The sequence below is a fragment of the Arthrobacter sp. NPDC057013 genome (genome assembly GCF_042674585.1).
Taxonomy (GTDB): Bacteria; Actinomycetota; Actinomycetes; order Actinomycetales; family Micrococcaceae; genus Arthrobacter.
Genome location: NZ_JBHUSE010000012.1, coordinates 78,451 through 102,317 on the forward strand (window position 1 = coordinate 78,451; position 23,867 = coordinate 102,317).

General features: G+C 61.0%; 22 protein-coding genes and 1 pseudogene. 9 read left to right on the forward strand and 14 right to left on the reverse strand.

Translation table 11 applies throughout. The annotated features are described in order from the left end of the window. Positions 1-31: 31 nt before the first annotated feature. Entirely contained in the window at positions 32-406 is a 375-nt protein-coding gene (locus tag ACFTSA_RS15860) for an SDR family NAD(P)-dependent oxidoreductase (protein ID WP_377952479.1), read from the reverse strand. Here ACFTSA_RS15860 and ACFTSA_RS15865 point away from each other — a divergent pair. After that, positions 328-627 (forward strand): SDR family NAD(P)-dependent oxidoreductase, encoded by a 300-nt coding sequence (locus ACFTSA_RS15865; protein WP_377952481.1) that lies wholly within the window; start codon positions 328-330, stop codon positions 625-627. The two genes, ACFTSA_RS15860 and ACFTSA_RS15865, sit on opposite strands and share 79 nt — an antisense overlap. 38 nt (positions 628-665) lie before the next feature. Here the strand turns inward: ACFTSA_RS15865 and ACFTSA_RS15870 are convergent, their stop codons facing one another. Further along, the gene (locus ACFTSA_RS15870) at positions 666-1,223 is read right to left on the reverse strand and encodes a DUF4334 domain-containing protein (RefSeq protein WP_377952482.1); all 558 of its coding nucleotides are present in this window, start codon (positions 1,221-1,223) and stop codon (positions 666-668) included. Positions 1,224-1,560: 337 nt separating this feature from the next. Between ACFTSA_RS15870 and ACFTSA_RS15875 the strand changes: the two genes are divergently transcribed. The 3 genes from ACFTSA_RS15875 (at position 1,561) to ACFTSA_RS15885 (ending at position 2,531) form a co-directional block, all read left to right on the forward strand. Continuing rightward, a complete protein-coding gene (locus ACFTSA_RS15875) occupies positions 1,561-1,866 on the forward strand; it encodes a transposase (protein ID WP_377952527.1) in 306 nt (101 codons plus the stop codon). Between the two features lie 6 nt (positions 1,867-1,872). Continuing rightward, positions 1,873-2,001: a hypothetical protein gene (locus ACFTSA_RS15880; RefSeq protein WP_377952483.1), complete on the forward strand. Its 129-nt coding sequence runs from the start codon at positions 1,873-1,875 to the stop codon at positions 1,999-2,001. Between the two features lie 293 nt (positions 2,002-2,294). Further along, positions 2,295-2,531, forward strand: a complete 237-nt coding sequence (locus tag ACFTSA_RS15885) for a hypothetical protein (RefSeq protein WP_377952484.1) — start codon at positions 2,295-2,297, stop codon at positions 2,529-2,531. Positions 2,532-3,139: 608 nt separating this feature from the next. Here the strand turns inward: ACFTSA_RS15885 and ACFTSA_RS15890 are convergent. Together ACFTSA_RS15890 and ACFTSA_RS15895 are read right to left on the reverse strand one after the other, a co-directional pair. Next, positions 3,140-3,799, reverse strand: a pseudogene (locus ACFTSA_RS15890) (transposase); the annotation flags it as partial. A gap of 286 nt (positions 3,800-4,085) precedes the next feature. Next, entirely contained in the window at positions 4,086-4,952 is an 867-nt protein-coding gene (locus ACFTSA_RS15895; protein ID WP_377952485.1) for an ABC transporter ATP-binding protein, read from the reverse strand. A gap of 635 nt (positions 4,953-5,587) precedes the next feature. Here ACFTSA_RS15895 and panD point away from each other — a divergent pair. The 3 genes from panD (at position 5,588) to ACFTSA_RS15910 (ending at position 8,204) form a co-directional block, all read left to right on the forward strand. Further along, positions 5,588-6,037: an aspartate 1-decarboxylase gene (gene panD / locus ACFTSA_RS15900; RefSeq protein ID WP_377952529.1), complete on the forward strand. Its 450-nt coding sequence runs from the start codon at positions 5,588-5,590 to the stop codon at positions 6,035-6,037. A 66-nt stretch (positions 6,038-6,103) separates the two neighbouring features. Beyond that, on the forward strand, positions 6,104-7,009 hold the full coding sequence (gene panB / locus ACFTSA_RS15905; RefSeq protein WP_377952487.1) for a 3-methyl-2-oxobutanoate hydroxymethyltransferase: 906 nt from the start codon (positions 6,104-6,106) through the stop codon (positions 7,007-7,009). Positions 7,010-7,670: 661 nt separating this feature from the next. Further along, positions 7,671-8,204 carry a MarR family winged helix-turn-helix transcriptional regulator gene (locus ACFTSA_RS15910; RefSeq protein WP_377952488.1) on the forward strand — a complete coding sequence of 178 codons (534 nt, stop codon included), beginning with the start codon at positions 7,671-7,673 and terminating at the stop codon, positions 8,202-8,204. A gap of 40 nt (positions 8,205-8,244) precedes the next feature. Here ACFTSA_RS15910 and ACFTSA_RS15915 read toward each other — a convergent pair whose 3' ends face one another. The 10 genes from ACFTSA_RS15915 to ACFTSA_RS15960 all read right to left on the reverse strand — a co-directional run bounded on the left by ACFTSA_RS15915 (position 8,245) and on the right by ACFTSA_RS15960 (position 18,663). Beyond that, the gene (locus tag ACFTSA_RS15915) at positions 8,245-9,015 is read right to left on the reverse strand and encodes an enoyl-CoA hydratase/isomerase family protein (protein ID WP_377952489.1); all 771 of its coding nucleotides are present in this window, start codon (positions 9,013-9,015) and stop codon (positions 8,245-8,247) included. A gap of 56 nt (positions 9,016-9,071) precedes the next feature. Continuing rightward, a complete protein-coding gene (locus tag ACFTSA_RS15920; RefSeq protein ID WP_377952491.1) occupies positions 9,072-10,307 on the reverse strand; it encodes a CaiB/BaiF CoA transferase family protein in 1,236 nt (411 codons plus the stop codon). A gap of 2 nt (positions 10,308-10,309) precedes the next feature. Continuing rightward, the gene (locus ACFTSA_RS15925) at positions 10,310-11,809 is read right to left on the reverse strand and encodes an aldehyde dehydrogenase family protein (protein ID WP_377952492.1); all 1,500 of its coding nucleotides are present in this window, start codon (positions 11,807-11,809) and stop codon (positions 10,310-10,312) included. A 69-nt stretch (positions 11,810-11,878) separates the two neighbouring features. Beyond that, positions 11,879-12,655, reverse strand: coding sequence for an enoyl-CoA hydratase (locus ACFTSA_RS15930; protein ID WP_377952493.1), 777 nt, complete (start codon positions 12,653-12,655; stop codon positions 11,879-11,881). After that, positions 12,652-13,563, reverse strand: a complete 912-nt coding sequence (gene mmsB, locus ACFTSA_RS15935; RefSeq protein WP_377952495.1) for a 3-hydroxyisobutyrate dehydrogenase — start codon at positions 13,561-13,563, stop codon at positions 12,652-12,654. The genes ACFTSA_RS15930 and mmsB overlap by 4 nt, the downstream gene beginning before the upstream one ends. A 49-nt stretch (positions 13,564-13,612) precedes the next feature. Then, on the reverse strand, positions 13,613-14,680 hold the full coding sequence (locus tag ACFTSA_RS15940) for an enoyl-CoA hydratase/isomerase family protein (protein ID WP_377952530.1): 1,068 nt from the start codon (positions 14,678-14,680) through the stop codon (positions 13,613-13,615). Between the two features lie 18 nt (positions 14,681-14,698). Continuing rightward, positions 14,699-15,835 (reverse strand): acyl-CoA dehydrogenase family protein, encoded by a 1,137-nt coding sequence (locus ACFTSA_RS15945; protein WP_377952496.1) that lies wholly within the window; start codon positions 15,833-15,835, stop codon positions 14,699-14,701. Positions 15,836-15,915: 80 nt separating this feature from the next. Continuing rightward, positions 15,916-16,848, reverse strand: a complete 933-nt coding sequence (locus tag ACFTSA_RS15950) for a cytochrome b/b6 domain-containing protein (protein ID WP_377952497.1) — start codon at positions 16,846-16,848, stop codon at positions 15,916-15,918. A 62-nt stretch (positions 16,849-16,910) separates the two neighbouring features. Then, positions 16,911-17,882: an electron transfer flavoprotein subunit alpha/FixB family protein gene (locus tag ACFTSA_RS15955; protein ID WP_377952498.1), complete on the reverse strand. Its 972-nt coding sequence runs from the start codon at positions 17,880-17,882 to the stop codon at positions 16,911-16,913. A gap of 13 nt (positions 17,883-17,895) precedes the next feature. Next, the gene (locus ACFTSA_RS15960; protein ID WP_377952499.1) at positions 17,896-18,663 is read right to left on the reverse strand and encodes an electron transfer flavoprotein subunit beta/FixA family protein; all 768 of its coding nucleotides are present in this window, start codon (positions 18,661-18,663) and stop codon (positions 17,896-17,898) included. Positions 18,664-19,096: 433 nt separating this feature from the next. Between ACFTSA_RS15960 and ACFTSA_RS15965 the strand changes: the two genes are divergently transcribed. Together ACFTSA_RS15965 and ACFTSA_RS15970 are read left to right on the forward strand one after the other, a co-directional pair. Further along, entirely contained in the window at positions 19,097-21,958 is a 2,862-nt protein-coding gene (locus ACFTSA_RS15965; RefSeq protein ID WP_377952500.1) for an FAD-binding and (Fe-S)-binding domain-containing protein, read from the forward strand. Positions 21,959-21,988: 30 nt separating this feature from the next. Next, positions 21,989-23,233, forward strand: coding sequence for an MFS transporter (locus ACFTSA_RS15970; protein WP_377952501.1), 1,245 nt, complete (start codon positions 21,989-21,991; stop codon positions 23,231-23,233). Positions 23,234-23,867 lie beyond the last annotated feature (634 nt).

Consider the following 23,867-nt stretch of genomic DNA (forward strand, 5'->3'; position numbering starts at 1 on the left):
ATGGTGTCCAAAACGGAGTCGGTGGGGATCATCAGCGGTAACTTCTCCTTGGTGGCGAGAGGGCAATGAGCTTTGGGCCGCCGGTCGCCTGGGTGAGAAGCGGGGTCTTGACTGCATTCGGGGCGGCGAGAAGGACCTGGATCCCGTGCGCCTTCTCCTTGTACGCGAGCGTCTCGACGAACGCGTTGACCGCGGCTTTGCTGGAGGAGTATGCGCCAAAACCTCGGCTGGGAACGTTGCCGGTCAGGGACCCGAGTAAGACGATCTGTCCGTAACCTCGTGAGCGCATGCCCGGCAGCACGGCTTTGAGTCTTTGCTCAGGTTCCGGTGCGCACCGCCGTCGTGACGGGAGCGGCCAGCGGAATCGGTGCCGCCGAAGTGGCCCGGCTGCGAGCGCGCGGAGCACACGTCGTGGGCGACGACCGGGACGAGCGCGTCAACCAGTTGCGCTCGCGGGATGCGGACTACATCGGGCTGGCAGGAGACATCATCGACCCTGACTACGCCGCCGAGCTCGTAGCTCTCGCCGAGCAACGCTTCGGCCCGGTCGATCTGACGTTCCATTCCGCCGGGATCATGCCCGGCGGCCTCGTGGTGACCTCGACGCCCATGCGATCCTGCGCGTGATGTCCGTCAACTACGAGGGCACCGTCTGTGCGACCGGCTCAGGCGCGCACCGCGGAGTCGGAGCGGCGGAGTGTGAACAGGAACGGCACTTCCAGGACTCGCATATCCATAGCGCCGATCAGGGTGTCCTCACCGAGCGCACGGAAGTAGTCGTTGATGGGAAGTGCGTCGTAGACCATCGTGCCGCTGACCACTCCGCGGTACTCGATCATTCGCAGTCGAGCCTTGGGCTTCGTAGTGCGACGCCCTCGCATCACCTTCCGAGCAACACTCGACACGACGGGCGAATGCAGGGCTCCGCTGAACCGGACGGCCAGCGAGAGGGGAAGACCTGCAGGATCCAGGCTGAACAGCCCGCGCGCGTCCTCGAACACCAGCGGATGCGCGTTCTCCGAGTCCTCGAAGCGCTTGCCGACCCATCCGAAGGACTCGAGCAGACCATCGAATGGGTTCCCGGTCGGCAGGCCCGCGCCGCGCCAGAAGCCGGTCATCTGCTCGACAACGACGGGAGCGCACGAGTCGAACAGCTCGAGAGCCGCTTGCAGTGTCGTCCCTCGCGCGAGATCCTCGACGGTCCGACCATCTCGTAGTGCCATGACGACATTCCCGTTATCGATACGTTAGCGTTTCATTAACATCGAGCTTAGGACGTTCTTCTGCCGTGCGCACCTCTTCAGAACGCCGCGGGGGAACGGGTTTTTGATAAGCCGTTGCCACAGGACGAGACGCGGCTGCGGGAGCTGTTCACAGACCTGCAGCAGCACGGCAGGGTGCTGGTGATCGTGGATCAGCACACAACACCATAGGCGCGCTGCCAATAGCCGTGGCGCGGGACTGCGGTTACACCGTGGCTTACCTGCCGGGACCCGCGATGCGGAAAGCCGCCGATCTGTATCCCGGCAAGCCCAACCGGACGCCCGAGATGCGTTCGTCATTGCTGAGACAGCACGAGCGATGCCACACACTCTCCGGGCTGTTGACCGGGACAGCGAAGTGCTCGCGGCGTTGACGGTGCTTTCCGGCTTCAATGCCGATCTGACCCATGAGTGCACCAGGGCGATCAACCGCCTGCGCTCCCCGCAGCTGCAGATTTTCCCCGCCCTGGAGCGTGGCTTCCCCGGAACCGTGCTGACCCGATCCCTGGTGCTGGAGCTGTTCATCAAGTACTCCGGACCCACCGGACTGCGCACCGCCGGGCGGTCCAACGTGCTGCCCTGGGCCAGAAACCACAGCCGCTAGGACCCAGTGAAACTCATCGACGGGGTCTTTGCGGCGCTGGGCGAGCAAAGTGTGACCCTGATCGGCACCGAGGCCGTCGAAATTGGTTTTCTGAAAACCCGCAGGACAAGGGATGTGACAGCCTCAACACGGTAGCACCTCCGTCTGCCTACCCCAGAATCATAGGGCTGCTTCAAGGTGCCTGGGACAAGGTACCTCGTAGCAGTCCCGGCTATTGACACTGGAAGTTTCACAAATTCTGCATCAGCCTTGCCGTTACTTTTCTACGTCCGGTTTGTCTAAGGACTAACTACCCTCTTAGCAGTTAGAAAGTCCAGGTGCTTCGATGGGCGAATACAAAGCCATCAGCACTAGAGCGACACATGCACGCCGAGCCGCGCTCTGTGGCCAATCTTTATAAAACCCCCAAGTTAAGGAGGCGCAAGTAAGTGGAAAATTCATTTGACTGGTTAGATCTGCTTGGACTACGAGTACATGTGAAGAAGGACGGCAAGATTGTCCGAACAGGTTTCGTCGATGCAGTCACCCCTTCGGCTGACATTCTATGGATAGGTCAGGAAGGCGCTGCGCACCGAAGCTTGTATGAGAAATACGAAGGGTACACGGCGGTTTCTATTTGGGAGGACTTGTACGACAAAGATGTCTGTTCGCAATTGACCACATAAGCGTCTCCTCCCTGGGGTGAGGTGAAGTTCTATTCCGGCGTGAATATTAGGAGAAATTCGCCCCCGTCCCAGGAGTTGAACTACGTTTTCACTTCTGCCCCTTGGATGCTTAAAGCTAGTTAGATGAAGCTCCAGCATGATGAATGCGCTTGGTAATATCTCGGCTGATCCCTTTATCGGGTTCGCCACGACGCTGCATTCCCACGTCGGCAACAACTTCCGAGTTCCCAGCTGCGAGCGTTATTCCCGCCCGCTACCCCATGGGACGCTTGATCGAAGCCCAGTGTGCGGCAAAAACACCAGCAAATAAGCGAGGTGGTAGTCAGTTCCAGTAACACAAACGGCCATACCGCCGCATCGTCATCCACCATGCCTGGCCCGTAAATTGAACTTGCTTCGTTGAGAACGAAGTGCTGGGCATATACCTATCGAGGCCTTTAAGGAGCTTGCCTTCGGCGGGCTCCTGATGCTCAAGAACGCCCCGAACCCATAATATTCGATGTCGTATAGTCACCTCACCTCACCGAGGAGTCACGTCAAGACTTCGTGGAATCATCTGATTTTGCCAGAATGGCTGGCCGCGCTTTGGTCCATGTTGGCGGTGGTCACCTCGTTCCGAGTGTGGAGCCGCGTAGGTGCTCGGGGCGGCGGCCATTACTCGCTTCGGAGGGGCCGTTCGAGGTGCAGGGCCGGTTGAGGTAGGCCAAGACGTCGTCGGACCGACGTTTGAGGGTTCGTCCCAAGGTATTGAGCTCAGTGAGGGCGGCCGGAACTCCTGTGCTGAGGGAACCGATCACGGCCTGCATCAGCTTCTTTCCCTGGACCCGGGCTGCCCTATAGCCGGCGCTCATTCGCTGATACACCCCCCCCGGTTGGCCTCAACCTCAACATGGGTGTCGATGGAGAACACGTCTTCAAAGCGTTGACGTTGCTTGTCAGTCAGGAGATCGATCTCGGACCGCATTGTTCGGCGGGCTTTAGAGAGCAGGTTTCCATATATCCGCGGTGACCGCATGTTGCCTGTCGAACGCGCCGCCGGCAGACGTCGAGCCCGTCTGCCGCCAGACGGATGAGATGGAAGAGGCCAGGACCGGGACGGCGTCAAGGAGTTCCTGCCGGCCGCTTTTGAATCCGGAGAACCCGTCCATGGCCACAACCTCCACCTCGTCCCGCCACGCATCCGTGCGCCCTTCAGCCAGGTCGTGAAGACGCGTTTTGAACGGCCCCTTGACCATGTCCAAGAACCGAGAAGGTCCGGTGCCGTCGCGTGGATCTGGAGCGGCTGGGATTGGGCAACCACCGGCAGACCCCCGGCCCGGTGGGATAACCTCCATCGAAACCTCCGCACGGTGTACGCAGGGTCCAGCCGGCGGGCATGTCTACTCGAGGTCCTGGCTACCCTGCAGTGGCGTCGTCGAGGCACGGAGAGCCCTGGTAGCAACATGTCCGCGCCCGCAGCGTAGTCCTGGCGGGGCGCTCGGCTCCTTCCCAGCAAAGTGCTGGGTCTCTGAGCGGCGGTTCTTTTAAGTGCTTCGCTTGTTCCTCGGCGGTGAGTCACCAGCCACTTGCAGCAGCCAGGACCATATTTCCATCCTCCGCAGGAAAAGCGGGTAGACCCGGCCGTCGATCGACCCGAGCGCTCCAACGACCGTAACGGTGTTCCACTTCGATCGGATGTCTGAAAGCAGTAGAGATGTTCTCGGTAGTGATGACTTTTGCCGCAGGCCCCGCTGCGACCGCGACCCCGTCAGCGATTATCAAGGCATGACTGGTGGTTGTTGGCAGCTCTTCGAGATGGTGAGTAACCAAGACAGAGGCCATCTCGGGGTGCGACTTGCCAAGGCTGCAAATCGTTTCCAGAAGTTGTTCGCGCGCGGCGACGTCGAGCCCAGTGCATGGCTCATCCAACAGCAGCAGTTTCGGAGAGGAGATGAGTGCCCGGGCTATGAGGACCCGTCCCCGTTCCCCCTGGGAAAGGTTAGACCAGCGGTAGCCAGCCTTTCTCGTAAGACCCATGTCTTCTATAAGACTGTCCGCGCGGTTTGATTCCTCCGGGGTTGGATTCCATCTTTGAGGCAGTTCTTTGCTGCCTGTCAGTCCTGTCAGCACAACTTGATGAATCGTGAGAGGTGAGAGAACCTGGTGCCGCGGATTCACGTGACCGATTAACCGCCGAAGGGCCTGCAGTTCCACTCGTCCGAGTCGCTCGCCCAAGATCCTAACCGTCCCGGAACTAGGGTGTGACATAGCTCCGCACAGCCCCATAAGCGTGCTTTTTCCGGCTCCATTCGCGCCGAGAAGTGTCCACTGTTCTCCAGCGCTTACGGACAGCGAAACTCCCCTTATGATGGACCGTTCCCCCCGGCGGAAAGTAACATCGTCAAGCTCTAGCACTTTCTCACGGTTCGGCTGGTAGGCCATAACAAAATCTCCTCAAAATTCTTTCAGACGACCACACAACTTTTCGATGGCTGCGGGAGCATCCTCCTCGTGGAAGGGCCGCGACTCGGGTCGTTTACGGACACAAGTCCAGATTCGTCCAGCGCGGCAGCTCCTGCGCTGCTACACGGTTGGTTCTAAGAGTTGGTCGAGCAGGAACTGGAGGGAAGCCTACCTGATCATGCCCTTTCCCCAACGGCATAGTGAACATAAGCTACGCGGGTCTACCTGCCTTCCAGAGTCGCATAACCACAAGTTTCCTCGTCGTCCTGGAACTAAGCCGGAGTTAAAGGTAGAAGGGGGCTTGTAAGTTCGTGAAGACTGGGTCCACCCCTTCGTGAATTTCACAGTTCCCCCAAGATGAACACGGCCAGAAGATGGTACTGCCCATTAACGGTCCGGGGCTACTAGTCGCGGTCCTCAAGAGAATTGCTGAGCCCGACAAACAATGATGTGGGGAGTCCGTTGACGGCCACTGTAGTTCAGAAGAATCAAGGCGGCCGTGCTGCCACATGTCGACGCGATCGGATGACGGCATCATATCCGAAAACATGCCATGGTCAAACCAGACCCTGGCTGCTGGAGCCGCATGGGACCCTAAATCGGTTGGAGCTTTGATGTACCGGACAATGTTCAAGTCTAAAATTCACCGTGCCACTGTCACCCATGCTGACCTCCATTACGTTGGTTCAGTCACAGTGGACCTGGACCTCCTTGATGCTTCAAATATTGTGCCCGGCGAGCTGGTAGCCATTGTGGACGTGACCAATGGTGCGCGCTTGGAGACCTATACCATCGCTGGAGAACGTGGCTCGGGTGTGATTGGGATCAATGGGCCAGCAGCACACCTGGTGCAGGAGAACGACATTGTCATCCTGATTACCTATTCACAGATGACCTCAGAGGAAGCCAGGGCCTATGAGCCCCGGGTAGTTCATGTAGACGAACATAACAAAGTACTCCATCTAGGCAATGACCCCGCCGAAGGCATTACACCTGGACTCGTACGCCCGCCGCATGCCCTGAAAACCTCAGTGCCCTTTGTGGATTCGGCCCAGACTCTGTAAGACCGCTTCTCCGCGCTGTAACAGACCCCCTTACAAACATAGGCAAGAAAGTCGAAGGTGACCCTCATGGCGGATAGCACCAGCACTCGTGCTCCCGGCGCCGCTGAGCTTCCCGCTCCATACGGAGTCGGCGCTAGCACACGCAGTCGTTCGACCTCCGACACCGGCGCAAAACCGGCTGGACGGATCCGTACGCATTACCTGCAGCAGGCGAAAGATAACAGCGAGCGTTTCGTTATGCTGACGGCCTACGACCAATACACGGCAGAAATTTTCGACGAGGCCGGCATTGAAGTGCTCCTCGTGGGCGATTCGGCGTCCAACAACGTGTTCGGCAACGAGACGAGCCTGCCGGTTACTGTTGACGAGCTCCTTCCGCTCTGTCGGGCCGTTTCCCGTTCCGCCAAGCGTGCCCTCGTAGTCGCCGACCTTCCATTCGGCAGTTATGAAGTGTCCCCGCAGCAGGCCGTTACCACGGGTATCAGATTCCTCAAAGAAGGGCTGGCGCACGCAGTAAAGATCGAAGGCGGCGGCTTCTACGCAGAGTCCGTCAGGTCCATGGTTGAGGCAGGCATCCCGGTGATGGCTCACATCGGCTTCACTCCTCAGAGCGAACATGCCCTTGGTGGCTATCGAGTTCAAGGCAAGGGCGACGACGGGCAGCGGCTAATCGACGATGCAGTGGCTCTTACAGAGGCAGGGGCCTTCTGCATACTCATGGAGATGGTACCCGCGGCTACTGCGGCGGCCGTTGACGCTGCGGTGCCGGTTCCGACCATAGGCATCGGGGCTGGAAGCTCGACGACTGGACAGGTTCTCGTCTGGCAGGACATGGCGGGGCTACGCACCGGAAAGTTGCCTAGATTCGTGAAGCAGTACGCGGACCTGCGCTCCTCACTTTCCGAAATCGCCAAAGCCTTCGCCCAAGAAGTCCGTACCGGTCAATTCCCGGGCCCAGAGCATAGCTTTTAGTAAGTACTGCTCCCCTGGTAATTGCTTGCCATCTTCAAGATGATTTGAGGAGAACAAATGTGTGATCCGATTTTTTATGACCCTCTGGCACATCGTGAAAGCCCGAGCCCAAAAGACGGTGCATTTTCCGAAGCACGGCCGCCACAAAGAGGCAACGCAGCTAGAAAGTGGCGTCGCGGTCCCGATAAAAGGCGATTTGCAAAACGCCTTGTGCTTCAAGATCTTCAACTGCTAGCCTCCCAAGTCGGATCGTCTGATTCCAAGAAATTCGGCCTGGGGTTGGATTAGCCGGGGTCCCAGCAATCGCGCCGCTGCCGCGGGGAACAGCGAGGGCAGGCACCAGTACACGGGGTAGCGCGGAAGGTGCCCATCGTCGGGTGCAGAACCTTGGGAGAGACCGGAGTTATCGTCCGCAGACCACCCCCGTTCCGGCCAAAGCGCAGCAGGACGTGGTGCCTCACCAACTCAACCTTGCACTTTGAGCCAGCGAGACGCTTCGATCAACACATGCTTCCTTAGCATTGGAAATGCTGCACATGCGACTCCAGCGCTCCAGCGGACATCACGGTGCTGACGCCACCTCCAATGGATTGAGCAACGAAATGAGAGAATGGTTGATGGCGAGTTCTTTGCCATAGCTGGCCCAAACCTAGGAGATGATGTGTCGGGTACCTTTCCCCTGCTCAAGGACCCGATAGCGGAGGCGCGGCGTCATTGGCAGGAGCACGGGTGGGCCGACGCCGCAGACGGCATGGCTGCAGTCACTGCTCTGATGCGGGCCCAGCAGATCCTGCTTGGCCGTATAGAAGCGGTGCTCAAACCGCATGGGTTGTCGTTTGCCCGCTATGAACTGCTGGCGCTGCTCAGCTTCACCAGGAACGGGTCGCTGCCGATGGCCAAGGCCAGCGCACGTTTGCAGGTTCATCCCACGAGCGTGACAAGTGCGGTCAACCGGTTGGAGCAGGCCGGGCTCGTGGACAGGGTCGCTCATCCAACGGACGGCAGAGCGACCTTGGTGCAAATCTCCGCTGAGGGCCGGAAAGTCGTCCTGGCAGCTACCAAGGACCTGAACGCGGAGGTATTTACCCGGACCGGATTTACCGTTGAGGAGGTTGACGGCCTGATCACAACACTTGGTCGGTTCCGGCGCCAGGCGGGCGACTTCGACGAAAATGCCCGCCTGGACGACGAGTGACGTCCCGGCGGGCAGCTCGAGCAGAATGGCGGGAACGCACCTAGAGCTCGAAGAGCCGGGAATCGCGTCGCGTCCACTTGAATTCGGGAGTTTTCTTTCCGAGGAAGGCCTCTATGCCGATTTCGGGCTCTCCGCTGAGGACCATTTCACGTTGCCACGCGGCGTTGGCCTCTCCCAGGCCGTCTCGGCCTTGGGAGATGATGTCCACGATGTCTTTCATCGCTTGGATGGATAGCTGCGAGCGGGAGGCCAGACGCTCGGCCAATGCCGTGGTTTCCGTCCAGAAGTTTGAGTGAGGTATCACCCGTGCCAGGAGGCCCAAGGACATTGCTTCCGCGGCCGGTATGAAGTCTCCACTGAAGAGGAGGTATTTCGCCGTCGCCGGCCCAGCCAGCCTGACGAGCCTTTCAATTCCTGACAGCGGATAGACGATGCCAACCTTCGCCGGGGTAATGCCGAATGTCGACCGGTCGGTGGCGAGCCGAATGTCGCAGGCACCTGCGATCTGCCAGCCGCCGCCGATGCAGTAACCATCGACGGCCGCGATGGTCGGCTTCGGGAAGCTGGCCAGGGCATTTTCGCCGGCACTGACGTGGCCGCCGTCGTGGCGGCCGGTGTCGGGATCGTGAAGGATGTCTTTGAGGTCACTGATGTCTGCTCCGGCGGAGAAGTGCTCCCCCGCCCCACGTACCACCACGACCTTGACCGACTCCTTGTCGGCCAGATGCTGGAGTACGGGTTGGAACTGCTGCCACATATCCTTTGTCATAGCATTCCGCCGGCGCTCGTTGTCCAGCACGATCGTTGCCACGGGACCGTTGTATTCGACCCGGAGGGTTCCGGTCACAGTGTCCTCCCTCGCGGTTTTCATAGCGGCGCCTCCTGCGGAACGAGAGCTTCCCTCACTACTCCGGCCTCAAGGAGCCCGGTGATCTGCTCCTCGTTGAGCCCTAAGCTCTCCAACACCCGTCGGGTGTCCCCGCCTAACGCCGGAGGGGGCTTGCGGATGGGTGTGCCTTCCCCGTTGATGGCCAGCGGTCCCCGCAAGAGTGGCAGGTGTGAGCCGTCGTGCCGTGTGACGTTCTTGACCATGTCCAGGGCTTGGACTTGCGGGTCATCGAAGACTTCGCGGTAGTTGTAAATTGGCCCGGTAGGGATTTTCGCGGCCCGGAACATCTGCACCCACTCGTTGCCCGGGCGTGATGCCAGCAGCTTTTCCAGACGAGCTGTGAGGGCGTCCCGGTGTGCCGTGCGGTCGCGGCCGGTGAGATACTCACGTTCATCGGCCAGTGCGGGATCACCTACCAGCGTGCAGAGCTGTCGCCATTGTTTGTCGTTCCCGACGGCGATGATCACCGGGATGTCGGCGGTTTTGAAAACGCCGTAAGGTGACAGTACCGGGTGATTGTTGCCCTGCGGTACGGGTACTTCGCCGGTGCTGAGGTACCGCTGGCCCTGGAAGGACGAGATGGCCAGCGCTGACTCCAGAAGCGAGGTCGAAACTTCCATACCGTTTCCGTTGCGTTCTTTGCCGGCCAACGCCGAGGCGATGCCGAACGCGATGAACACGCCTGCGTACATGTCGATGACGGGGACCCCCACGCGGTAAACATTCTCCGAATCCGCACCAGTGATGGACATCAGACCAGACATGCCTTGAGCAACCTGGTCAAGGCCCGCGGCCTGGCTCAGGGGACCTGAGGTGCCAAAGCCGCTTACTGAGGCGATAATCAACTCCGGTTTATCGGCCCGCAGCGCTGCCGGATCCAGTCCTATGTCGCTAAGGACGCCCGGACGAAAATTCTCCACGAGAACGTCGGCCTGCAAGGCCAGCTGACGTAGCACCCGCTGGCCCTCCGGGCTGTAGAAGTCCAAGGCAAGGGATGACTTTCCCCGGTTGGTGGAGTCGAAATAAAGGCTGTGCTCATTTTCGAAGGGTGGCCAGGACCTGGTTGAGTCCCCGCCCTTGATGCTCTCAACCTTGATAACGGCCGCGCCCATGTCGGTCAGGAGAGCAGTGGCGAAGGGCCCGGCAAGAGCGCGGCTAAGATCCAGGATTATAATGCCGGCCAGGGGTCCGGCTGTTGCGGTTGATTCAGTCATGGTCAGCCCCGCAGCTTGACGTTGATTTGTTTGGTCTGGGTAAAGCCCGCGATCATACCCTCGAGGGAGACCTCCCGGCCGATGCCGCTCTGTTTGTAGCCACCATATGACTGCCCCACCACTTGGCCGCCGCCCTGGTTAACCTGGACCCAGCCGGCTTCCACGCGGTGGGCGGTGTTGAGCGCGTTGTCCAGGTTCCGGCTCCACACGTAGGCGGCAAGCCCAAAGTGTGTGTCGTTGGCCATGCGGACGACGTCGTCAACGTCTTTCCACCGTATAGCCACGAGGACGGGTCCGAAAATTTCCTCCTGCGCGAGGCGGAAGTCGTTCCGGGCGCCGCCAAAGACAGTCGGCAGATGGTAGTAGCCCTCGGTCAGCGGGCCATCGGCCGGGACGTTACCGCCCAGCGCAATTTGCAGGTCTTTGCTGGCGCGTCCCTCGTCGAGGTACTGGCTGATCTGGGTGAACTGGCTGTTGTTGATGATGGCGCCCATGTCCGTGGCCTCGTCCAGAGGGTCGCCCACCTTCAGGGCACCGAGCTTGGCTACCAGCCGATCGAGCACCTCGTCGTAGACGTCCTCGTGAAGGAACAACCGGGAGCCGGCGGTGCAGCTTTGGCCCTGGCGCGTGAAGCGGGAGGCTGCGAGCAGACCGTCTATCAGCTCGTCGTCGACAGCGTCGGGGAAGACGATGGAGGGGTTCTTGCCGCCCAGCTCCAGGGACACGTGGGCGAGACGCTGCCCGGCGTCCCGCGCTACACCGCGTCCCACTTCAGTGGAACCTGTGAAGGAAACTTTGTCCACACCAGGGTGCTGTGCCAAGGCAGAGCCGATGACACTGCCGCGGCCCGTGAGGGCGTTGACGACACCGGCAGGCAGGTGCCGGTTGCAGATTTCGGCGAGCAACAGGATGGTCAGTGGAGCGTCGTCGGCTGCCTTCAAGATCACTGTGTTGCCCGCGGCCAGGGCGGCGGGGACCTTGAAACCGGCGATCATCAGCGGTGAATTCCACGGCAGGATGCAGGCGACGACGCCCAGGGGCTCCAGCCGGGTGTACTGTAGCTGGTTGTCACCCGCGGGCAGGGTGGTGCCCTTGACTTCCCCGGTGATGCCGGCAAAGTAGCGGAACAGGGCCACCAGGGTAGCTACCTCCGGACGGGCCTGCGTGCGCAGTGCGTTGCCGGTGTCCAGGGCGGTCAGCCGGGCGAAGTCCTCGGCCCGGGCTTCGATATCGTCGGCGATCCGGGACAGTGCGCGGGCCCGCTCCGTGAAGTGCTGGGCGCGCCATCCCGGAAACGCCCTCCGCGATGCGGTGACGGCCCGGTCCACGTCTTCAGCCCCTGCCGATGGCACCCTGGCAATGACGGTATCCCGGAGCGCGGGATTCTCGACCTCGCGCCACTCCCCGGTGGCCGCCTCGGTCCGCTCGCCGTCAATCCACATCAATTGATCTCTGTCTCCCACAATCAACCCTATGGTGGGGGACACGCTTACCTCAGTCATGCTTCCTCGCATTCAGAATTCTTTGGCGCCTCGTGAAGGGCACGCTGGCTTATTGTGGAGACGGTGGAGCTACCGGTGACTGAAATCCGGGGAGCGTTTCTCGATAAAAGCGTTCATCCCCTCTTTCTGGTCCTCCGTGGCGAAACAGGAATGATTGAGCCGGCGTTCCAGACGGACACCTTCGGCAAGGCTCCCCTCGAACACGGCGTTGACGGCTTCCTTCGCAAGCATGGCAACCGGCTTCGACATGGAGGCGATCGTTGCGGCGGTAGCGAGAGCCTCATCCACCAGGTTTGCAACCGGAACTACCCGGGCGACGAGTCCGGACCTTTCGGCTTCATCGGCCCCCATGGTCCTTCCAGTAAGCACCATCTCCATGGCCTTGGCCTTGCCTATGGCCCGGGTAAGGCGCTGGGAGCCGCCCATCCCTGGAATCACGCCCAGCTTGATTTCCGGCTGGCCGAACTTGGCGTTGTCTGCGGCGATGATGATGTCGCAGATCATTGCCAGCTCGCATCCGCCGCCCAAGGCGTGCCCTGCGACCGCTGCGATCATCGGGGTGCGGACCTTAGCCACCTGGTCCCACACGCCAAACCAGTCCTCCAAGTACATGTCGGTGTAGGACTTGGGGGCCATTTCCTTGATGTCGGCCCCCGCAGCGAAGGCCCGGTCGGAGCCCGTGATTATAATCGCCCCCACGTCAGGATCACGGTCGAACTCCTGGGCTGCCGCCAACAGCTCCCGGCTGAGCTCATCGTTGAGGGCATTCAAGGCCTCAGGACGATTTAACGTGATGATGCCAACGCGGCCCTGGATCTTGACAAGGATGTTCTGGTGAGCGCTCATACTGCTTCCTTTGTCTTCGAGTTCGCCCGGATCTCGTTGATGATTGCGGAGAAGTCCTGCTGCCCGCCTTCTCCTTCGGCGAAGTGACGGTAAATTTCTTCGGCCATCGCACCGAGCCGGGCATCGACGCCGGTGCTTTCCAGAGCGTGTGCAGCCAGGCCCAGGTCTTTGGCCATGAGGGCGGCTGCGAACCCGGGCTGATAGCCGCGGTTGGCCGGGCTGGTAGCTACTGGGCCCGGCACCGGGCAGTTGGTGGTCAGGGCCCAGCATTGGCCGGTGGCGTTGGCGGCGACGTCGAAGAGGGCCTGATGCGACAATCCCAGCTGCTCCCCCAGTACGAAGCCTTCAGATACCGCGATCATGGAGACGGCAAGGATCATGTTGTTGCAGACCTTGGCAGCCTGTCCCGCCCCTGGGGTACCGCAGTGCACCAGGCGCTTGCCCATCGCTTCCAAGACAGGTTTCGCTGTTGCAAAGTCTTCCTCGTTTCCACCAACCATGAACGTCAGAGTTCCGGCCGCCGCCCCAACCACTCCCCCGGAGACCGGGGCGTCCAACCCGTGGTGACCTGCCGACGTGATGAGGTCATGGGCCGAGCGTGCATCCTCGACGGAGATAGTGGAGCAATCAATGAACAGGCTGTTCGGCCTGGCCGCCGTCAGAAGACCGGTTTCGCCCTCATAGGCTGCTAGGACGTGCCGGCCTGCGGGCAGCATCGTAATGATCACGTCTGCGTCCTTGGCTGCTGCCGCGGCGGACGATGCGACGCTCACGCCGTTGTCCCGGGCCTGTGCCAAGGCGGCGGGCACCAGGTCAAAGCCCGTGACCGTGTACCCGGCCCTGGCGAGGTTGATGGCCATGGGAAGGCCCATATGGCCCAGTCCTATGAAGGCTATCTGTTCAGTCATTAAACACTTCTCCTACTGTGGCTTGATGAGTCGGTGCGTTGAAAGGGGCCTACTTGTTGGACTGTTGAACGGCAGCCCCGGCGAGGCCCAGTTCCGCCGGGCCCAGGTCGGCAAAGTAGGCTTCGACCGCGTCCGTTGAGACTTCGGTCAGGGACGGCGGAGACCAACGGGGGCTGCGGTCCTTGTCGATGACCTGCGCCCGGATGCCTTCCGGGAAATCCCTGCCGGCCAGGCAACGAAGGGACACACGGTATTCCTGGTCGAGTGCTTCCTCAAGCAGGGAAAGACGGCGTGCCCGGCGGAGCGATTCCAGTGTTACCTGCAGTGCTGTAGGTGACTTGGCGCGGATACGCTCTGACGCATCCCGTGCTGCCGGTGCCGATGCGTGCTGGAGGGCATCGAGAATCGCCTGGACGTCGTCGAATGCGTAGCATTCATCAATCCACGCTCGTTCCTCTGCGAGTGGCGACGGCGGATAGTAGTTCGCCGCGAATGCCTGGACCGTTGGGTGGGCCTCCCCATGGGCCAGTGCCTGTACCAGCGCGGGCAGCTTGTCACTGGTGACGTAGTAGTCCGCCAGTCCCAGCGCGATGGCGTCCTGCCCGGTGATGGTGCCCGCAGTCAGCGCTACATGGGTGCCCAGCTCGCCCGGAGCGCGGGAAAGCAGAAAGGTGCCGCCGACGTCGGGGACGAAGCCGATGCCGGTCTCCGGCATGCCAAGTTTCGTCCTCTCCGTCACTATCCGCACCGAGGCGTGGGCCGAGACGCCGACTCCGCCGCCGAGCACCACCCCGTCCATCACGGCCACATAGGGCTTCGGGTACCGGGCGATCAGGGCATTCAGCTTGTATTCGTCGGCCCAGAAACTGGCGGTTTCATGTCCGCCGTCCAGGGCGTCATGGTAGATGGCCACGATGTCCCCGCCTGCACAGAGCCCCCTTTCGCCGGCCCCGGTCAGGAGAATGGTCGAGACGCTGTCGTCATTTTCCCATTCCGTCAGCGCCGCCGTCATCGCTTTGACCATGCCGTGGGTCAGTGCGTTCATGGACTTGGGCCGGTTCAGAATAATGTGGCCCAGGCGACCGTCGCGTCTGAGTCGGATTTCGTCGTTCTGCATTGCTTCGTTTTGCACTGTCTACCCCTCCGCCAGCATCCGGCCGACAATGAGCCGCATGATCTCGTTGCTGCCTTCCAGGATCTGATGGACCCGCAGGTCCCGCATGATCCTTTCGATGCCATACTCGGACAGGTATCCATACCCGCCATGAAGTTGGATGGCGGTATTGGCGACGTTGAAACCGGCGTCCGTGGCAACCCGCTTGGCCATCGCGCAGAGTCTGACGGCGTCCACGGAGCCCCGGTCCAGCGCATCGGCGGCCCGGCGCAGCAACGTCCGCGCGGCTTCAAGCTCGGTGTCCATGTCAGCGAGTTGGAATAGCAGTGCCTGCTGGTTAATCAGCGGTCCCCCGAAGGCAGAACGCTGTTTGAGGTAGGCCACGGTCTGGTCCAAGGCGGCCTGGCCGCCGCCCAGCGAGCAGGCACCCATGTTGATGCGGCCGCCGTTAAGCCCCTTCATAGCAATCCCGAAGCCGCTGCCTTCCTCGCCCAGCCGGTTGGCGACCGGGACGCGAACGTTCTCAAGAATGACCTGGCGGGTAGGCTGCGCGTTCCAGCCCATTTTCTTCTCGTTGGCTCCGAAGGACAGTCCGGGCGTGTCGGCAGGGACCACGATTGCGGTGATGCCCCGGGCACCGGTGTCGGCGGTGCGGGCCATGACGATATAAAAGCTCGAAGCTCCCGCACCGGAAATGAACTGCTTGACCCCATTGAGCACGTACTCGTCCCCGTCACGGACCGCCTTGGTGCTGAGCGCGGCAGCGTCCGAGCCTGCACCGGGTTCGGTGAGGCAGTAGCTGCCCAGTGCCTCCATCGAGGCCAACTGCGGAACCCACTGCGCGCGCTGCTGATCGTTGCCGAAGGTATCGATCATCCACACCACCATGTTGTGGATGGAGATATACGCCGCGATCGTCGTGTCACCTTTGGCCAGTTCCTCGAAAATCAGCACCGCGTCACTGCGCGTGAGCCCGGAACCGCCGAACTTCTCCTGTACGTAGATGCCGCCCATCCCCAGGGAACCGGCCTCCCGGAGCACGTCCACGGGGAAATGCTTGCTTTCGTCCCATTTTGCTGCATTGGGCGCCAGGGCTTCAGTCGTGAAGTCCCGCACCATCTCGACCATCGCTTGCTGGTCTTCATTAAGTTCAAACATCTTTCGCCCTTCCGAGCTGATGGTGGTCAATTATGTAGCCGCACCCGAGGGCGAAGCCGTATCGGCAGGCGGCCTGGCCGCTAGCGTGAAACCTTGCCTGTCAGGGAGGCGACAGGGCGCAAGAACAGAGGTCGGGCCAGGAACCAGGCGGCGATCATGACCGCCAGCGAAGCTGCGAAGATCCAAAAGCCCACCCAACTGCCGTCGTCGCGGGAGGCATACATATGGTTTAGATTGCGCAGTGCTCCCGTGGCCAAGACAAGGGTCACGTGCACGATGATGAAAAAGACAAAGTAGAGCATCACTGGGAAGTGGATAGCGCGGGCAAGCTCAATCGGATACACCTTGTTAAGCTTCACGGCGTTCTTGGGCCACGCACCCGACATACGCAGCCCAGTGGCCAGAGCCAGCGGAGCGGCAATATAAACGGTGGTGAAGTATGCCAGCACCTGAAGTGCGTTGTAGTTGAGCCAGCCGTTTTCGGTAGGCCAGCTCAGTGACGCGTATTGCAGGGCCGCGGACAAGGCATTCGGAATGATGTCCCAGCTGGTCGGTACGATGCGCATCCACTGTCCCGTGGCCATGAGCAGCACCATGAAGACGATGCCGTTAAGTACCCACAGCGCATCCATGGTCAAGTGAAACCACAGGTCCAGGCTAATTTTTGACGGCGGGTTCTTTGTCCGGATCAGGCCCTTGTTGTTCCTGGTCCAGTTCGCTTTAGGCCGGGTGATTGTCCTGACCTGCCAGCCCGAGCGGATAATCAGCAGGATGAAAAAGGCGTTGAGGAAATGCTGCCACCCCAGCCATGCCGGTAGCCCTGTCGGGGCGCCGGCGGGCAGCTCCGTGTGTCCCGGGTAGTCTGCCATGAAGCACTGGACGGCGGGGAGTGTTCGCATCCATTGAGCAACGAGCACCACCACGAGCAGTGCCAGGACAGCGGCCACCACGATCGCGGCCAGCTTGGTCGGCTTGTTTTTGGAAACCTTGGCCAGCTTCTTCGTCGTCGTCATATCCTTGGTACCTTTCCGTGGAACTCCCCTCCCCCGCCGCTTCCGGCCGGGGAGGGGAAGCGCTAGTTGCTGCGGGCCTTGAGGGCTTCGATCAGCTGGGGCACAACGGTGAAGACATCGCCCACAATGCCGAAGTCTGCGACGTCGAAGATGGGGGCGTCCTCGTCCTTGTTGATTGCCACAATGGTCTTGGCCGTCTGCATACCGGCCAGGTGCTGGATCGCGCCGGAAATTCCCAACGCCACATAGAGCTGCGGCGAGACCGTGATGCCGGTCTGCCCGACCTGGGAACTTTGCGGAATGAAGCCTGCATCAACTGCCGCACGGGAGGCACCCACGGCACCCCCGAGCGCATCGGCAAGCTGCTCGACCAAAACAAAGCTCTCCTTCGAGCCCAGACCGCGGCCACCAGAGACTATGGTCGACGCGCCGTGCAGTGGCGGCCGTCCCGAATCTGCGGCAGGCGGGTGAACCTGCTCGATTACTGCTGCAGCGCCGGTCTCGACGTCCAGCGATACGGTGGTAACCTCTGGTGCACCGGCCGGGGCACGCTCATCCAGTGCGCCCTGCCGCAGCGTGATAACTGCAGGGCCTCGTGGGACAGCTGCCTGGACGTGGTAGGCACCACCGAACACCGAGTGGGAGGCGGTGGTGCCATCAGCGGAGAGTGCGACGTCGACAACATCGGCCAGCAGGCCCGCGCCGGAACGAACGGCGAAGCGGGCAGCGATATCCCTGCTCTCCACCGAGTTCGCGGCTATGACCGCAACGGGAGAGAATGCCTGGGAGGCCTCGGCCAACGCGGCAACTTGGGGGGCCGCCAGTATCGCGCCGGTCTGGGCGCTTTCGGCGACATAAACATGCTGGGCGCCGAAGTCGCCAAGCTGGGAGATGAGACCAGCACCGTGACCGGGTTTCACAGTCAGAACCGCGATCGGAGTGCCGAGCTTAGAGGCGGCCGCAAGGACGGACGCTGCGCTGCCCCCGATGTCACCGGTGGGCGACGTTTCAATGAGTGCCAGTACGTTTGACATAGGTTTTCCTCGCTCAGATCAGGCGGCCGGCGGCCAGGAATTCGGCAAGCTCAGAACCGGCGTTGCCGTCGTCGAAAATTTTCTTACCGGCAGCGCGGGCTGGCCGTTCGGACGTGGCGAGCACTACGGTTGCCGGACCGGCACTCCGCAGCCCCAGATCATCGAGGCTCAAAGTGACCAAAGGCTTCCGCTTGGCGGTCATGATGCCCTTGAAGTTGGGGAAGCGGGCTTCGGCCACCCGCTCCGTCACAGAAATTACCGCCGGAAGCAATGAACGCACAGTCAGGATGCCCTCCTCGATACCCACCTCGCCGGTAACGGACTCAACGTCAATTTCGACCGTATTCAGCGAGGGCAACGACGGCAGTCCAAGATGTTCGGCGATCATCGCCGGTATAACGCCGCCGCGACCGTCCGTGGACTCGTTGCCAGCGACGAGCAGATCAAACCCGGTCTGCTTAGCCGCTGCAGCCAGCACCTCGGCTGTTCGGGCGATGTCAGCCCCCTCCAACCGGTCATCAACAACATGGACCGCAGAATCTGCACCCATGGAAAGGGCTTTGCGGAGCGCCTGAGTGGCATCGGCAGGGCCCATCGTCAGAATTACAACCTCGGTCTTCTTATCCACGTCTTTCAGGCGCAGGGCTACCTCGAGGGCGCGCTCATTTATCTCGTCGGCCACCCGTTCGGTTGCGTCTCGGTCCACGCGGCCGGTTGCCGGGTCGAACCTTCGCTCCTCTGCAGTATCGGGCACCTGCTTCACCAGCACGATGATTTTCATCGGACCTTCCTCCTCCTTGAGCTACGTCGTATTTGACCCCAGAACGAATATACTAGGACTTCCTAGTAATTACTAGGGGTTCCTACTATTTACTTTGTCTTCCAACCGTTTCGCGTGAACGCTTCGTGGGCAGCAAAATCGAAATCATGTAGGCGCTCGACGGGCAGACGGGGAAACCTGTCGCTTAGCAGCGCTCGGGCGGATTAACGCAGGGGCTCTTCACTCCGGGACCTAATCTTCGCAAGCCAGACGATCAAAAGGGCGCTACAGGTGGAGCAACTTTCCTTTCGGTGTTTCGTCTGAAGTCGGGTGCTGTCCAGGTGCAGTCCCGGGCATAGTGGAAAGGGCGGCAGACCCACCTCGCGCCGTGGCTTCTAACAGGCAGGTACGTCCTGCCAACATTCCGAGCTCATACCTATTGAGGAACTCAACGATGACTCTTATCCACTCGCCGCATCGGCCGCAGGGACCTCCCCGCACTGAGGACCAGGCGTTGTTGCAGGACCTCGGGACATGGGGAGGTCCCGGGTCGGTAGTGGAGTCGGAACTCGAACGTCGGGCGATTGCCCACGACGCTTCCCACTATCTTCTCCAGCCCCGCGCTGTCGTCCGTCCCGGTTCAGTGGATGACATGGGTGAGCTTTTTCGGGTCCTTGACCGCCACGGACTGGGACTGACGTTCCGTTCCGGCGGCACCTCACTGTCGGGCCAGTCGGTTTCGGATCAAGTCCTGGTCGACACCCGACGGAACTTTCGGAAGATTGAGGTCCTGGATGCCGGTCACCGGGTCCGCGTCCAACCAGGAGCGACTGTACGACAAGTTAATCAGCGGCTGGCGCAGTACGGGCGAAAGCTGGGTCCGGATCCGGCGAGCGAGTCGGCCTGCACCATCGGCGGCGTGGTGGCGAACAACTCTTCAGGAATGCATTGTGGTACGGAGTTCAACACCTACCGGACTCTGGAGTCCATGACCTTCGTGACGCCTTCCGGCACAGTGGTGAATACGGCCGATACGGGGGCAGACAGCATCTTCCGCGAGCGGGAGCCGGAGCTGCACGCGGGTTTATTGGGCCTCCGACGGCGGGTGCACGAGAATGCGGAATCCGTGAGGACCCTGCGCCGTTTGTTTTCCATGAAGAACACTATGGGTTATGGGATCAATGCGTTCCTTGATTTTGAGGAACCGGTGCGCATTTTGGAGCACCTTTTGATCGGCTCCGAGGGCACGCTGGGTTTTGTGGCGGAGGCAGTCTTCCGCACGGTTGAGGTCATGCCTAAGGTGGCCACAGGGCTGCTCGTCTTCCCGGACCTGATGAGTGCAACGAGCATCGTTCCGGACCTGGTAGACGTGCAATCTGCCACCGTGGAACTGCTGGATGCAACATCCCTGCGGATGGCTCAGCGCACTGGTCAAGCCCCTGCCGGAATGGCGGCGATTAGTGTGCAGGAGCACGCAGCATTGCTGGTGGAGTATCAGGGACGTGACGATCAGGAACTACGGGACCGGATCGCTGGGGCTGAACGACTTTTCGCGCGACTGAACCTCACTACCCCCGCGACGCTTACCGATGCGCCCCGGGAACGTGCGGCCCTATGGAAGGTCCGCAAGGGCCTGTATGCAACAGTTGCCGGGAACCGGCCCAGTGGGTCCAACGCCTTGCTCGAAGACATCGCTGTTCCCGTGGCGGTTCTGGGCGAAACGTGCCGGGAACTCACCCGGCTCTTCGATAGGCACGCATACGAGGATTCGGTGATTTTCGGCCATGCCAAGGACGGCAACGTCCACTTCATGCTGAACGAAGACTTCGGTGACGCAGGGTCCTTGAAGCGGTACGAGCAGTTTACTGAGGAGATGGTTCAGCTCATCCTGGATCACGGAGGATCGTTGAAGGCCGAGCACGGGACGGGCCGGATCATGGCTCCGTACGTTCAGCGGCAGTACGGGGACGAACTGTACGAGGTCATGTGCGAACTCAAGGCCCTTGTTGATCCGCGCAATGCGTTCAACCGCGGGGTGGTCCTAAGCAATGATCCGCGCTCCTATCTCGATAATCTCAAAACCGCGCCATCCGTAGAAGAAGAGGTGGACCGGTGTGTGGAGTGCGGCTATTGCGAGCCCGTATGTCCTTCCAAAGACCTCACTCTCACGCCGCGACAGCGCATCGTCGGGCGCCGGGAGATCGCGGCTGCGGAAGCCAACGGTGATGAAGAACTGGCGCGGAGACTGCGGGAGGATTATGACTACGAGGGCTTGCAGACCTGCGCTGTGGACGGCATGTGCGCCACGGCGTGCCCGGTGAACATCAACACCGGGGATCTCGTTCGTCGCCTGCGTGAGGAAAACCACTCCGTTGTGGCCGATAGGGTTTGGGGGGCTGCCGCGTCGGTTTGGGGAACAACGACCCGCGTGGCTGGCGTGGGGCTCAGCGTGGCGAATGCGATGCCACCAGCGTTGCCTCGGGCGGTAACTAAAGTTGGCCGCGCCGTCCTCGGTTCAGAACACGTTCCTCAGTACCAAGACCTGCTGCCTGGCGGTGGGCGCGCCCGGCCAGCGCACCGGGACGAGGCTGCTACGGCTGTATTCTTCCCCGCCTGTGTATCCAGCATGTTCGGCACACCCGACGGGACGGGGATGTCTGTCTCTGAGGCCTTCCTCGCGTTATGCGAACGAGCAGGCGTGGCGATCACCATCCCGGACGGGATCGACAGTGCCTGCTGCGGGACACCATGGAAGTCAAAGGGTTTACCCTCTGGATACCGAACAATGGCACCCCGAACGCTCAGCATGCTATGGGAGGCAACGGATCATGGCCGGCTGCCGGTGGTCTGCGACGCATCGTCATGCACGGAAGGACTAGGAGCCATGCGTGAGCTCGCCGAGGGGTCACCGGAATACAGCAAGCTCCGGTTCGTTGATGCGGTGGAATTCGTCGCAGACACCGTCCTTCCCCACCTGACAGTCTCCAAGCCCTTTAACTCATTGGCTGTTCATCCAACATGCTCCTCGATCCATCTGGGCATAACGGGGGCGCTGGAGAAGGTGGCGCAGGCAGTAGCTACTGAAGTTGTTCTTCCCAAAGAATGGGGCTGCTGCGCTTACGCAGGTGACCGGGGGATGCTGCATCCCGAGCTGACAGCCTCTGCCACTGCAGCAGAGGCCGCCGAGATCAAGTCTGGGAAGTACGACGCCTATGCCTCGCTCAACCGAACCTGTGAGCAGGGCATGACAGAAGCCACGGGGCGGGCCTACTGGCATGTGTTACAGCATTTGGAGACGGTAACCCGTACCAGCTAAACCAGGCCGAATCGAACATTGAGAACATAAATGCCGCTGAACCTTGCCCGGGAGTTCCTGCTCCGTCCCAACCCTACGCCTCGGGGGTGGGACGCACCTCATGCGGTACGAGTCGGGCTCGCCGCTCTTGGCATCGGCCTGCTCCCCCTGGGCACCAATCTGATGACCCCGCTTTTTCCCTTGTTCCAGGAACGCATGATGCTGGGCAACGGCGCTATCACAGCAGCCTTTGTAGCCTACGTCCTGCCGGTCGTCTTGGGATTGCCTCTCTTCGGTCACTGGTCTGAGTACATGGGCCGGCGGGTAGTGCTGGTCGCAAGCCTCGCGCTTGGGATAGTAGCCGCCACGGTTCTTCTCTTTGCCTCGGGGCTCCCCGGGCTGCTTGCAGGACGGGCGCTTCACGGGTTGGCGGTCGCCTTATCCTTCGGTGCCGGGGCGGCTGCACTGAGGGATCTGCTGCCCGGTGAGCCCACTCTCTGTGCGCGTATCATCTTGCTTGCGTCAGTGGGAGGTGGCGCCGCAGGCCCCCTCGTGGGCGGATGGTTATCAGAATTCGGGGATCCGGTTGGAACACCCTTCTCTGTGTATCTCCTGACCATGGTGGTGGTAGTTGTCCTGCTGGCCGTGGTGCGGGCATATCCCCCAACTCTGGTTCCCCCATCGGGTGGGTTCCTGGGCAGTTTGCGTCCTCCCCGCCCGTCTATTCCCCGGCCTACTTTCAGGATCTTCTTTCTGACCTCCGGTGTGGGCTTTTTGTCCTTTGCCGTGTTTGGTTTCTTTCTCTCCGTAGCCCCGGCCTTTTATGCCCCGATACTGAGTGGATCGAGAATCATGGGCGGACTCGCGGGTGCGCTGCTACTAGGTAGTTCTGCCTGCGCCCAACTGTTGCCGATCCGAGGGCGGCACAAAGCCGCGGTTAGCCTGGCGGCAATGGTAAGTGGCCTTGCGCTCATTGTGGTAGCCCAATTTCAGCATCTCGCGGGGTTGCTCTTTATTTCCGCTGCGCTCACAGGGTTGAGCCAGGGAGTTGCCTTCCGGACGCTCTTCGCCGCCCTCAACTCGCAGTTGCCTAGCGGGACCGCTGCCCAGACTGTCAGTCTGATGTACGTCATCACTTATCTTGGCAGTGCCATCCCGGTTCTCGGTCTTGGATTGGCTATGGATTTCTGGGGCGCGACAGCCGCGGTCAACGCCTTCCTGTGGGGCGCTGCCGGGGCTGCGCTGATCTTCGCAGCTTTATGCATGTTCCACAGACCATCAGCGCCAGTGCCGTAACGCGAACGGCCCGTAAGTCCTCCTTCGTCCACAAGGCTGTACAACCTGGATGAGCGCAGCCGGGTGGCCCAATGCCGGCAGAAGTTCTACCCTTCTGCAGCGCCGTAGAGAACAGATTCAATATCTGCGCCAGCGTCGAGAAGGGGGTCCGGAAGGACGCACCCCTCGTAGTTGCTGGGGCAACAGAGCTCTATTGTGGGATAGCAATTATGCTCCAGAGACCCGGCGACTCCTCATGGCCTTGCCCTGAGGACCAGGCTCCACACTCGCTGGTTCCCATTACAATCTCCCGCCTGCTGATCAACGCACTCGACTGTGAATAGATCCGAGTCGGCCGCGACACCACCTACTGTCAGACCTCCGGAGTTCAAACGCGAGGTCCAAAGGTGCTCTTCATCGGACGGACACACCGCAAGCAGCACAAGAACCACAACTAGTCCCTTCCAAGACGCGCTGGTCAACACCCGAGAACGCCCCGCCGAGATCAAAGACCTCGCCGGGGCGTCCGTGAAGGGATCAACGACCAGGGCCGACGACCAGTCAGCGAAGGGCTATCAATGCCCTAGGTAATCATCCCTAAATCTGCATCGACTTTTTATCATCGCCTATAAGCAACCGCGCCGGCTGCCATGCG